Source organism: Pediococcus damnosus, assembly GCF_001437255.1.
Taxonomy (GTDB): domain Bacteria; phylum Bacillota; class Bacilli; order Lactobacillales; family Lactobacillaceae; genus Pediococcus; species Pediococcus damnosus.
The window spans coordinates 1-12,010 of record NZ_JQBD01000063.1 but is presented as its reverse complement, the minus strand read 5'-3'; the positions used below and the strand labels follow the sequence as shown (position 1 = coordinate 12,010).

Sequence of the window (12,010 nt, the reverse complement as noted above, 5' to 3'; positions counted from 1 at the left end):
TCTCCACCAATACGATTTGACAGAGACCCAAGAAACTGATAAAACTTCATTAGCAATGAAGACATCAGTTTCTTTTTTAAATTAATTTAACATCATCCATTTAAACCTATTCATGATAACGTTTTTTACTAAATAAACTATTAAACAATAGCCCGACCATACTCAACAAAGCAATACCGATAACTTCTAAAATAGAATCATCATAAAATTCATTGGTTTGTGGTAACTTCTTAGAAAGAGATTGACTGCTACTAGTAGTTTTTGAAACTTGTTTAGCCTGACCAGCCACTGGCTTAGAAACATTAGTAGTAATCGGTTTAACGGCTTGTGATTTAGCAGTCGGTGCCGTTTGCTTAACTCGAGGCTGTGTTTCAGCTTCTGAATTAGTTTGTTTACCAGTATTTGAACGATAAACCACATTAAGATTGCCGTTGTCATTCGGAACAACTTTTGTTTGTCCAGGTACAATTGTGTACCCCGGAAAATCAGAAGTAGCAATTGGTTGGCCAGTCACACCAGTTTTTGAAATTGGTTTGCCAATTAGCTTACCGTTCTTATCAATCGGAGTAATTGTATAACCATGATTAATTGCGGTATACGTAACCGTAATCTCACTATTATTCGGCATTTCAGTCACAGCGCCTAATTTACTGCCATTGACAATCATTCGATTGGCCCTGTAGCCAGCAACCACTGGTGATCTAACCGCCTCATAGTTACCATCTGGTGTATACGTTGTAACGTGTGTGGCTAAATCCATATCATCTGTCCAACTAATCATTTGAACATTAGCTGCTGGGGTTGCCTTGCCAGCACCCACATAGTTAATTGTTTGTATTGAAACAGTAGCATCATCAAATATATGTTGAGGAACAGAATGAATCACAGCATTATCATTGTTAACAGATTGAGTACTAGTCGCTTGCTTGTTGGTGACGGCTGATTGACGAGCCTCTGAATTAACAGCGGTTGAACCAGCAGAGCCTGCAGCACTGGTGTTAGAGGAAACTGAACTAGATGCAACATCATTACCAGTAGACTTGGTTGCTGCACTCGATTCAGCCTTTGAACTAGCCGGTGTTTTACTGTCAGTTGCTGCACTAGGATTCTGTACTGTTGAACTTGCGGCAGAACTATTAGTAGTTTTAACTTGTAAAGCACTATCAGCATTATTTTTGCCATTGATTACAGACGCATGTGCCGAAGTTTGGCCACCTAATAAAAATAGTCCACCAGCAATGGCGATACTGGCTAGAGCACCATTGACGAGAGTCTTGCCAGACCTATACAACTTATAATCAAGTGATACCTGAACTCCTTTATGTTCTAATTGTTTCAATCGCATCTTTAAAACATCCTCTTTTCAAAAATTTATATTTCATCCATATGTCGTCAAGCACTATTGACCTAGATGTATTGGTATAATTGCCCCCATTGTTACACTCAGCGTTGGTAAACTAGGTCTCAAATTATTTACTAATATTAAGCACTTAAACTGATCTACACATACCTCATTGTAAGTCCAATTGTCATTGATGTAAAAGCCTACCATGTAGTCACTTGTTTTAAAAACCTTCTAAGAATCCAAAACCATTTTTAGGATTTCTGATGTTTTACAAATTTCATTGCGACTTAAATAAGAAATAATAGACAACTCGTCATTTTTCAAGTTAGATTCTTGCCACTAAGTTAAGGATCCATTTAATTCATCATTAGCATGACTGACACTGATTTTGTTTACACTGGAAATCGTCTTAGTATGGTGTGATTTTTATATAAATTGATGATTCAATTGTGGAATACGTCTGTATTAACACACAGAAAACTGATATGTTTTTTATAGAGTGCGTTAAATAATTTAAATCACAAAACTTTGGAGGATCTTTAAGCCGCCTAAAATTTATCAAAATAAATTAATGCTTACTCATCAATTTTTTTGGAAACATCATGTTCTATTTTTTTGTAATAGGCCCTCAAATAAATTGTTCTTAATTGTCTATAATTGACGATCACGATTTTTTAATAGAAAATGTCTCAACAATTGATTAAACTCATTTGGAATTTCGGCCATAATCACATGGCCACAATTATTGAGTTTTGCACTGTTAATATGTTCATTAGTCTTCGAAAGCCCATCCACAAAATCCGCATTATAATATGGGCTTTGAATAGCCGCTATTAACATAACTGGAACATGCGTACACTCAAGTACTTGCCACCAATCTTTTTCAAAGTGATTTAACAAAAGTTGATAACTATCCGCACGTGCGAAGGGATATTTATTTTTCTGATTAAACAACTCAGTTACTATGCGAGAATCCAATCCATTTAGCGTTTCATGTACATCAGTTGAATACTTAGCTATCTCTCGATAATTTTTTATATTTGCATTTAGAAAACCAAATTTCCAATCATCCGTATTTAACATTTTGGGTGTCTGATCCACGCCGATGACTCCTGCAACATCATTAAACTGACTAATATAGCCATAACACACGCTGGCTCCCATTGAATGACCCACTAAAATTGGTGATTTCACATTTAGGCTTTGAATAAGTTCTCTTAAATCAAGAACAAGTCTTTCAAAGGATTGGTTAGAATTATCTCGTTGTGAACTTCCCTGATTGCGATGATCATACGTAATTACTCGATAGCCCATCTCAAGTAAATAGTGAACTTGAAACATCCAAATCTCTTTATATCCACCAAAACCAGTTACCAACACTACCGGATATCCAACACCTTGATCCTGATAATCAATTAAAATGCCATCTGTTGTTTTAAATTTCATAAACTCACCATTCTAAATTAAAAAATGTCGCAACACTTAAGGTTACGACACTTTTTAAAATCTATTCTTCTGCTATCTCTCCCAAGGATCAGGCACTAACTGCGGTCCTTTTTCTGTTTTCATTAGAATCGTTTGACTTCGATTATGTGCATACTCTTCAAGCGAAAAGCCATTTTGACCTTCAACAACTTGTAAATCAATGTGAACTCCATATTGATTTAATTCTGAAAGTAACTTCTGTGCCTCATTTACACTAACTTTTGGAAAATTTTGAACAATGATATCTAAATCACTGCTTACCTTAGCCATAGGTACACCACTTACTAGTTCGTATCCACAACTACCACCAATCCCCCACGAAAAATCACGCATTATTGGAGCAATAGCATCCAGAGCTTGAAATACTGGTAATGTCTTACGAGAAGAATTCACTGATAGCCACATCTTATTAAGAACAAGGTCAAACGGTGAAACTTTTCCAACAATCGCTTGTTCACTCACCATGGCTGATTGTCTTTCGTTTCGAAGATTACCTCGGATACCAACCGGAACCATTCCTGCTGATTGGTATCCTCGACGAACAACCACCCAAGGAGCTCTCACTAGCGATAGCTTTGCCCATTGTGCCAATCTTTCAAATTCTTTCAAATTTTTAATCGCGCCCAATTTTATTAAATCATGAGGCAATAGTTCCATAATTAATCACTCCACTGATCAGCAACTGCTTGACGCATTTTAATCGTTGCCACACGACCACTTTCTTTAGCAATCTTGGTATTATAACGAAAACGAAGATCATTAGCATCATTTTTAGCACTATCAATAGCCTCATCAATAATTTTCTTTACTTTAGCTACCGATTGATCGTTAGCATCCCAAGAAGAAACACCCTTAACTAATTGATATAAAGCACCAAGCTTTTCGTAATTATCAATATCATAAGCCATTGCGGGAACATGCTTAGTTGCTTCTTCAAGCTCCGCAATTGTTCTCTGCGTGATCCGAGCCGCACTCGCTTTTGACATTGCTTGAATTGTGATTGAATCATCATCTAATGCAATTAATCGATTAGATTGTAATCCATGAGCTAAGAATCCACCAGATACCGCATCACCTGGAATAAAGGAAATAACTGGATGCCCACTTTGACGCGCTTTAGCATAAGCGGCCGCGCTAGAAGCTAACGCTACATGAATACCGATCAGTTCCTCTTTATACCCATATGCTTGACTAGGAACGTCCACAACTAAAATAATTGGTCGTTTAACCTCCTTATCCACATCATCTTTAATAATTTTATTAACCGCATTAGCGATTGCAAATCCTTCTTGTAATCCAGCTTCACCTTCCCGAACACGTGGAAAACGATTTTTAGGATCTGGAACGATTGCAACATAGGCTTTACCGTCAACAGTGGCTTGAAGCACAGTTGACACATTTGTTTCAGCATTTTTAATGCCAGTTAATTTTTCAAACCAAAGTCGACCACGACTCTTAGGTTTCTCTTCTGTTGTGGCAACGGCCTCTGTTATAGGGTGGGTAACCGTTTTGACATTCTTATATAACTCTCGGTAATCAACAGTATTAAGTGGTTTACTCATATCTAGTTGATCTAATAGCGAAAGATAAAAGTCAGCGTCTTCAGTCCGCTTTGCATCTTTCTTTTTTGAAATTGCTTGATTTACTGCATCTCTCATTACCTCAACAGAATCTTCTACAACTTCATCGACAATATTAGTTGCCGAACGTTGTTTTGTACCAAGTGTATCCCAGATAAGATCTTTATCACTGGAATCAAATTCACGAACACCTGCTTCTTGTTCGATAACTTCAGGTCCGTTCAAACCAATCCGGGCTTTCTTAGTCGCAATCAAATACGATAAAATGGCTGAAGTAATTGACATCCCACCAAAAGAACCAACTCGTCCGGGAATAAGTCCAATCACTGGTACATACTTCTTAACAGCAACAACTGCATTTTGAATTTCTGAAATTGATAGTAGTCCATAATTTGCTTCTTGTAGCCGGACACCACCAGTATCTAAAATAATAATAGGGTAAATTGTTTTACCATTTTGATTGTCCTTTAAAACTTGTTCTAAGGCTGCTACTATTTTTGCACCACTCACTTCACCAATTCCACCACCTTGAAAGGCAGATTCGATTGAAATAACCAATACATTTTTATGTTCAAGTTGGCCTTTCATTAAGATCACACCATCATCGCTCTCTGGCACAATTCCTTGAGGTTCCAAATGTGGCGAAATCATATCATCAAATGGACCTACAAGTTCTCTTTCAGTTCCTTCATCTAACAAGGCGATGGCGCGATCCCGACCGCTTAATTCAACAAAACTATTCTTCATTATTCAACGCCTCCATTGCTTGAGTTAAACGCAAATTAACAACACCAGGAGTTGCTCCAAAATCATTAATTTCAATATCTGCCAGTAATGGATAACGTTCAAAAAAACGTGTTAAAACATTTTGCCAAACTTCTTTAAATCCATCGCTCCCCGTCACAATGTGTAACGTTGTTTCTTTAGAAGTGGTGGGCTTAAAAATCACTTCAAGATCTCCTGATGCCACAACACCCACATGCACTGGATGTTGAACAGGTTTTGTATTTTTAAATGAAAATGTTAGTTTTTCCATTTTAATCCTCCTCAATAACTAAATTATTTAAAAAGTAAGTTGCCGCAAACAAGTCTGCACAACCTCCAGGTGATATTTGATAATCTTCGGCCATTTTCGTTACTTGTTTGAAGGCTAAGCTTTCCTGAATTACTGGAGCTTCAAAAGCTTGTTTTGCTTCATTTTGAAATACTCGCAACACTGATAGACTACTTCGATGAATCACATTGGTATCATCAACCGTGGCATATAGCAGACACAGGACTCTAAGCCAAGCCAATTGATCAGTCACCATTTGACCATTAATTAAACGTAAACTAGTTTTTACATGTGGAAAACCATTAGCCGCTTCTTCACGAGCTCCATTTATTTTATACACTTTTTTGACCTGAATGCCGTATGTCGTCTTAGAATGTAATTGAACATAACGGTCAGCAATACTTGCTAACTCGCCGCACTTTTGAAAAATGATAGACATGTCCGTTGTACTTTGATTACTGATTACAGCCACTATAATTCCTAGTGCCCAAATGGCACCTTTATGTGTATTAACACCATGGGTTGCTGTTAACATGGCCTTTTCACCATCACGCCCAATCGCACCAACTTTTTCTCGTAAAACCACTGAAATTGGAATTGATTTTGAAACATTAGCAATTCTTAAAAATGTATCGTACAAACTATCAGCTGATTTGATAAACAAGTCAATATTCATATCTTTATGCGACCCATTTGAACTTTTCGTTACTAACCCTGGTTTAGGTGAAAAATTAGCTTCCCATTTTAAAGCAGCAACTGCTTGTTCAGCCAATTTTTCAGCATTACTTACTTTTATCACGTTACTCACTCCAACTTAAACTTATGACCAACTACGAAATTTTGCAGGTGGATTATATAATCCATTTGACCACTCTACTAAATCATCCATTGTTTGTGCTGCTAATAGTGATCGTTTAGCTTGTCCTCGAGAAACACCTAAATCTTCTGGTAATGCCACAATTCCACGAGCACGTAGATCTGCTAAGGTTTTGGCATCACTTCTTAAACCAACTGGTGTTACCCCTGCAATAGCTTCAATTGCGGCCTGTCGTTCGGCCATACTGTCTGTCTTGTAAAGATAAGCAATACCTTCTTCAGTCACAATATGAGTCGTATCCTCGCTGTAAATCATAATTGGAACGTTCTTTAACTTGGCTTCTTTACGAACTTCTTCAGCATCTAGGTGATCAACAAAAACCGGTTTTTTATTAGAACCAAAGGTTTCAACCATCTGGACAACTAACTTCTGTCCTTTACCAAGTGGATCGTTATCAGGTCGTAAACTTTGCCAAGCCGGAGTTGAATGACGGCGACCGGTCGGATTACTACCCATATTTGGCGCTCCCCCAAAACCAGACAACCGTCCATTTGTAACTGTTGAAGAATTTCCGTATTTATCGATTTGTAAAGTAGAACCGACGAACATATCCAAAGCATATTGACCAGCCATTTGTCCATAAGCACGGTTAGATCGCATACTACCATCTTTACCTACAAAGAAAATATCAGGTCGAGCAGCGATATATTTTTCCATTCCAACTTCGCCACCAAAACTATGAATAGATTTGATCCAACCACTTTCAATTGCCGGAATCAAAGTTGGTGTTGGATTGACTTCCCAATTAGGCACAATCTTACCTTTTAATCCTAATTGTTCTCCATACGTTGGTAAAAGCAATTCAATAGCAGCGGTATTAAAACCAACTCCGTGATTAACTGATTGCACATTATGTTTTTCATAGATACCACGAATTGCCATCATACCCATGAGAATTTGTAGTTCTGTAATGTTTTGAGGATCACGTGTAAATAATGGTTCCAGTTGATATGGCTCATCGGCAGGGATCACAACATCAACCCAATCGCTAGGAATATCAACTCGAGGAACTTTATCAACAATTTCATTAGCTTGCACAATGACTATGCCATCTTTGAAGGCAGCTGATTCAACAATTACTGGTGTTTCTTCAGTGTTATTACCTGTATACAAATTTCCTTCTCGGTCAACCTTATCAGCGGCAACTAAAACAACATTTGGAATCAGATCAACAAAGAGACGCGCATATAATTCCAGATAAGTATGAATGTCGCCAACTTGCATCGTCCCATCAGCAACCATCTGTGAAACTCGCGTACTTTGTGGCCCCGCAAATGAGAAATCCATCTTATTTGCAATTCCTAAATCAAAAATATCTAAGTGTTCTGGACGAGAAAGGCTAGACATAATCATATGCAATCCATGAACCTTTTCGGGATCAACGCTTGCTAAAACTTTAGACAAAAAGCTTGCCTGTTTTTGATTATCACCTTCCAAAACTACCTTATCATTTGAACTAATCAATAATTCCAATAACTCTTTTGCGTCTTTTGTCTTAGCAAATTTCCCATCAAGCAAACTGGCAGCATTTTCTAACTTTTGCTGCTTTGCGTCTCGATGAGTTGTCCAACTCTTAATTTCACTCATGTTAGTACTCCTTTTCGTTATTAATATTTATTTTGCTTTCGCAAAATCTTATTCTCATTACGGATGTCCATCCTCTCTACGCCATTAAAATGACTAGTCGGACTGGCTCCCTTTGGTTATTAACGTTTTTCTTGATTTTTCCATTTATTCAATAAAAACTCCGCATCTTCTAGTACCATATCTGCCATTGAAATTGTTTTCATATCAGGTATCTTAGTTTTTAGTAAACCTGTCATAACATGCCCTGGTGAAAATTCAACTGATGAATCTATCAAATATTCTTTAGCAACATCCATCATGACATCCCAATATACCGGATGAACTAAATTATTACCTAAATCATAAGTAACTCGTTCAACACTTTTCGTTGCATGACCGTTGTAATCTGCCAGATAGATACACGTTGGATCTTGTAATTGAATCTTTCCTAAAATCGTCGTTAATTTTTTAGCAACATCCCTCATTAATGGAGAATGTGACGGTACCGGTACCCTAAGCAATTTTGCTTTTTGTGCTCCCCGCTTCTTTGCTTGCTCCAAAATTTTTTTTATACCTATGATACTTCCAGAAACCGTAACCTGTAATTGTGAATTTTGATTAGAAACATAAACTGGATTTCTTTTATCAAAATTTTCATTGACAATCCCGGTTACTTCTTTTCGCAATAGCCCTACAATTACGCCCATTCCATATCCTGTTGGATAAGCATTCTGCATTTCTTTTGCTCGAAGTGCCACAACTTTAATTGCATCTACTGCCGTAATGACATTAGCTGCATAGGCCGCTGCAAAAACTCCTAAAGAATGACCTGCTACAAGGTTAGGCGCCCAACCATCAGCTTTCATTTTATCTATCTGATCGATTTGCAAAATTAAAATACTTAACTGAATTTGCACTGAATCCGTATACCCCTGATCTGTATCAGTCAATTCAATATCAGTTAAATCAGTAACTTTCTTCCGAAGTGACGGTGTCACATTTGACAACATTCCTTGCCTCTGTGATCCTTGACCTGGAAACATCCATAAAGTTTTCATATTTCACACGCCAGCTTTCTTTTTAATTGACCTCACAAGTTTCACTTTAATATCAATACTTAACTATGTATAATACATAATTAGAATGATATATAACCAAATGGTTAACTATAAAGGAGACGAATTACAATGAATCTAACTCATCTACGTTATTTTTCAGTTGTCGCCAACCAAGAAAGCATTACAAAAGCTTCTGAATTACTTTTTGTTTCCCAATCTGCAGTTAGCAAAACTATTAAACAACTAGAATCAGAACTAAACGTGAAATTATTCGATCGGGTTGGACGAACTATCAAACTTAACCGGAATGGTAAATTATTTTACAGTTATGTAAACGATAGTTTAAATTTACTTGATCGTGGTATCTCTTCAGTATCAGGTGGTATCCAAACTTCTGAACAGCAGATTTCAATTCTATTTGAGGTTGCTTCAACTTTAATTCCAAAGATTGTCAATCGTATTCAACAAAACCTACCAAATGTTCGTTTAAATATTGCACAACATGTGCAGATGGACACAGATTTGCAACAATATGATTTTGTTGTGACCACACGTAAAATTCCGAATTATTTTACGGCACAAATTATAAAAGAAGAAGTTTTTGTTGGATGGAAATCTAATTATCCTAACGGAACAGTCAAAGCTTCAACTCTCACAAACACGCAATTTATTGGATTGGGTAACCATAACCAATTACGGAAAACCATTGATGATTATTTTCATGAACAAAAATTAACAATTAATTTTAAATATGAAACTGATGATCCTGCTACAGTTAGGGGACTTATCGATGCAGGTGTTGGAATTGGATTTATTCCTGCTGTAACTTGGAAAACTGCCGGTAAATCATTGCATCTAGCTCGATTAACTCCTGACATTATGAGCAGAACTATCTATCTTTGCTCTTCCACTCATGAATTAAATGATATCCAAAGAGAAATCAGTAATGAACTAATTGAAACTTTTGCAGATGCTCAAAAAGAACAATTAACTTTATAATTTGATGTTTTTTTTAAAAGTATACAAAAAGCTTCAGCATAAGGACTGCGCACACCACGCACTCTTCTTACTACTGAAGCTTTTTGTATAACCGTCATTAAAAGTTTATTTATCCAAGTTCAAAACATCTTGCAACTCTTTTTCAAATACTGGCGTCCAAAGTTGCTTATATCCAAATTGGGTTGGATGAGCATCATCAACCATCATGCTCGGATTATTTTTGATTGATTCTTTCATAACAGAATTATCCCAAAGATCCAAAATGTAAAAATGCCATTTGGCCTGCAAAGCATACAGCTGCTTGATAAGTTCAGAGTACGCTTCATCAGTTTTACGTAAACAAGTGTAAAAAATAATTGGACATCCAAAATTAGTACGCACATAGGACAAGGTATCTTCTATCGCACCAATTGTCGTATTTCGATCAAACTGACCTTTTTGTGTATATGGTGTAATTTCACCCAACTTTTTGTGATCACGATCATCATTTGTAGATAATTGACAAACAAACACATCATAGCTTGCGTGTTGGTCAAAATCAGTACGCAAACGACTAGTGTAAGCTTTAGGTTCCAAACCAGCAAGAGTAGTACCACTAATTGCAGATTTTGTTGGAATTACTCCATCTCGGGCTTGTAAATATTCAACAAAAGATTTTCCCATAGATCCAGCACCATAAGTTATGGATGACCCAAGAAAAGCAACCCTTTTACCATATAGACTTGAATGGACATTCATAGTTTCTTTTGATGGACTATATACTGGTAGATTAACAGCAACTACCGACTTAACACCGTTAGGAAGCTTATTATATAGCACGACAGCCCCACCAAGCATCGCCATTTTTAAAACGATTTTCTTCATCATTAATCACCTCAAAAGCATTCTATCACCAATGTCAAGGCTTACAAAATTGGTAGTTATTATAAGAATAATCCGAAATATAGTTTGCCAATTTTTAAATAACCTGCTATATTTACGTTGCAATCTACTTTGTCATTTTTAATTGATCTCACAACTTCAATAAAGGTGGCAACTTTAACAACGACAGTGAGAACAAAAACAAACGTACCGGCAGCTGATGTCGGCGATTATATGAAAGTTTTTGCCTGTACCGCGGTCATGATGCAGACAGTGCTTTCTCTCGTTTTAAAGACTGGACCCAATTCCAACGTACAAACAGGAATTGGTGTCATTTATAATCTAGTAAAATACACTGCACCTGCATTTATTTTTGGGATTTTGTTCACAACAATTAGAACGAATGAAAGTTCTGATCTTAGTAATTATGGAAACTACATGTCTAAAACATTCTCTTCCCTGTTTGTACCCACTTTTTGGTGGACTTTAGTTTATTTGATATTTATTCCCAGCGTGCAACAAATTACACATTTTCATAATGTTACGAGCTTTTTATGGCAATTTGTTAATGGTAATGCGGCCCCTCACCTTTGGTACAATACAATGATGCTTCAATTTATCATTTTAATGCCGTTCTTTTGGTGGTTATCACGATGGGCCGTAAAGTCTAACAAAAAATTATTTTGCGTTCTAACTGTTACAGTGATTGGTTATTTCTGCTGGTTGCTATTTTACGACCATTTTGTTTTTTACGGACCTCAAATGCAACACTGGTACTTATTAGACCGAATTTTTATTAGTTTTATTATTTATGGAATTTTAGGTGCATTAGCGTGGAAAAAACATGTCCAATTAGAAAACTGGCTCCGCAAATTTTGGTGGCTTGCTGCCATTGTCTTTGTCTTATCATTTGTTTGGACCAACTCTGAATTGAAGTCTTTTGGACATCCAGTAAATTTAGCAAACGCAATTTATTATAAGCCATCAATGACAATCTATGCATTAGCAGTTATTGGATTAATTGCGGCTTTAGCATTCATGAATATTCGTCATCACTCAGATGTTTTGAATCCAATGCATTTTCTAGCAACTTATGCTTACCGAGCCTACTTATCAAATGTCTTCTGGCTTCAAATCATTTGGCATTTATTTGGCTGTAAAAGGCACCCGTAAAATGTAGGAAAA

General features: G+C 36.7%; 11 protein-coding genes. 2 read left to right on the top strand and 9 right to left on the bottom strand.

Translation table 11 applies throughout. The features are described 5' to 3' along the window. Positions 1–106: 106 nt before the first annotated feature. The 8 genes from IV84_RS07815 to IV84_RS07780 form a co-directional block, all read right to left on the bottom strand. Positions 107–1,345: a mucin-binding protein gene (locus IV84_RS07815; protein WP_046870583.1), complete on the bottom strand. Its 1,239-nt coding sequence runs from the start codon at positions 1,343–1,345 to the stop codon at positions 107–109. A 651-nt stretch (positions 1,346–1,996) separates the two neighbouring features. Further along, positions 1,997–2,791 carry an alpha/beta fold hydrolase gene (locus IV84_RS07810; protein ID WP_046870584.1) on the bottom strand — a complete coding sequence of 265 codons (795 nt, stop codon included), beginning with the start codon at positions 2,789–2,791 and terminating at the stop codon, positions 1,997–1,999. A gap of 72 nt (positions 2,792–2,863) precedes the next feature. Then, a complete protein-coding gene (locus IV84_RS07805; RefSeq protein WP_052694438.1) occupies positions 2,864–3,487 on the bottom strand; it encodes a malonate decarboxylase holo-ACP synthase in 624 nt (207 codons plus the stop codon). A gap of 2 nt (positions 3,488–3,489) precedes the next feature. Continuing rightward, the gene (gene mdcD / locus IV84_RS07800; RefSeq protein WP_046870586.1) at positions 3,490–5,157 is read right to left on the bottom strand and encodes a biotin-independent malonate decarboxylase subunit beta; all 1,668 of its coding nucleotides are present in this window, start codon (positions 5,155–5,157) and stop codon (positions 3,490–3,492) included. Continuing rightward, a complete protein-coding gene (locus tag IV84_RS07795; protein WP_046870587.1) occupies positions 5,147–5,446 on the bottom strand; it encodes a malonate decarboxylase subunit delta in 300 nt (99 codons plus the stop codon). Before IV84_RS07795 ends, mdcD begins: the two co-directional genes overlap by 11 nt. Before the next feature lies 1 nt (position 5,447). Next, positions 5,448–6,263, bottom strand: a complete 816-nt coding sequence (locus IV84_RS07790) for a triphosphoribosyl-dephospho-CoA synthase (protein ID WP_052694439.1) — start codon at positions 6,261–6,263, stop codon at positions 5,448–5,450. Positions 6,264–6,284: 21 nt separating this feature from the next. Next, complete coding sequence (mdcA, locus tag IV84_RS07785) at positions 6,285–7,928, bottom strand: malonate decarboxylase subunit alpha (protein ID WP_056986367.1); 1,644 nt, start codon at positions 7,926–7,928, stop codon at positions 6,285–6,287. 119 nt (positions 7,929–8,047) lie between these two features. Next, positions 8,048–8,965: an ACP S-malonyltransferase gene (locus IV84_RS07780; protein ID WP_046870589.1), complete on the bottom strand. Its 918-nt coding sequence runs from the start codon at positions 8,963–8,965 to the stop codon at positions 8,048–8,050. 129 nt (positions 8,966–9,094) lie between these two features. Between IV84_RS07780 and IV84_RS07775 the strand changes: the two genes are divergently transcribed. Continuing rightward, positions 9,095–9,964, top strand: a complete 870-nt coding sequence (locus IV84_RS07775; protein WP_046870590.1) for a LysR family transcriptional regulator — start codon at positions 9,095–9,097, stop codon at positions 9,962–9,964. Between the two features lie 105 nt (positions 9,965–10,069). Here IV84_RS07775 and IV84_RS07770 read toward each other — a convergent pair whose 3' ends face one another. Then, the gene (locus tag IV84_RS07770; RefSeq protein ID WP_100212720.1) at positions 10,070–10,831 is read right to left on the bottom strand and encodes an SGNH/GDSL hydrolase family protein; all 762 of its coding nucleotides are present in this window, start codon (positions 10,829–10,831) and stop codon (positions 10,070–10,072) included. 126 nt (positions 10,832–10,957) lie between these two features. Here IV84_RS07770 and IV84_RS07765 point away from each other — a divergent pair, with 126 nt between their 5' ends. Continuing rightward, entirely contained in the window at positions 10,958–11,998 is a 1,041-nt protein-coding gene (locus IV84_RS07765; RefSeq protein ID WP_236699021.1) for an acyltransferase family protein, read from the top strand. The last annotated feature ends 12 nt before the right edge of the window (positions 11,999–12,010 follow it).

What these genes read in the sequence shown, in the direction of transcription:
- IV84_RS07815 (WP_046870583.1), bottom strand. Translation starts at nt 1,345, where the DNA reads ATGCGATTGAAACAATTAGAACATAAAGGAGTTCAGGTATCACTTGAT.
- IV84_RS07810 (WP_046870584.1), bottom strand. Translation starts at nt 2,791, where the DNA reads ATGAAATTTAAAACAACAGATGGCATTTTAATTGATTATCAGGATCAA.
- IV84_RS07805 (WP_052694438.1), bottom strand. Translation starts at nt 3,487, where the DNA reads ATGGAACTATTGCCTCATGATTTAATAAAATTGGGCGCGATTAAAAAT.
- mdcD (WP_046870586.1), bottom strand. Translation starts at nt 5,157, where the DNA reads ATGAAGAATAGTTTTGTTGAATTAAGCGGTCGGGATCGCGCCATCGCC.
- IV84_RS07795 (WP_046870587.1), bottom strand. Translation starts at nt 5,446, where the DNA reads ATGGAAAAACTAACATTTTCATTTAAAAATACAAAACCTGTTCAACAT.
- mdcA (WP_056986367.1), bottom strand. Translation starts at nt 7,928, where the DNA reads ATGAGTGAAATTAAGAGTTGGACAACTCATCGAGACGCAAAGCAGCAA.
- IV84_RS07780 (WP_046870589.1), bottom strand. Translation starts at nt 8,965, where the DNA reads ATGAAAACTTTATGGATGTTTCCAGGTCAAGGATCACAGAGGCAAGGA.
- IV84_RS07775 (WP_046870590.1), top strand. Translation starts at nt 9,095, where the DNA reads ATGAATCTAACTCATCTACGTTATTTTTCAGTTGTCGCCAACCAAGAA.
- IV84_RS07770 (WP_100212720.1), bottom strand. Translation starts at nt 10,831, where the DNA reads ATGATGAAGAAAATCGTTTTAAAAATGGCGATGCTTGGTGGGGCTGTC.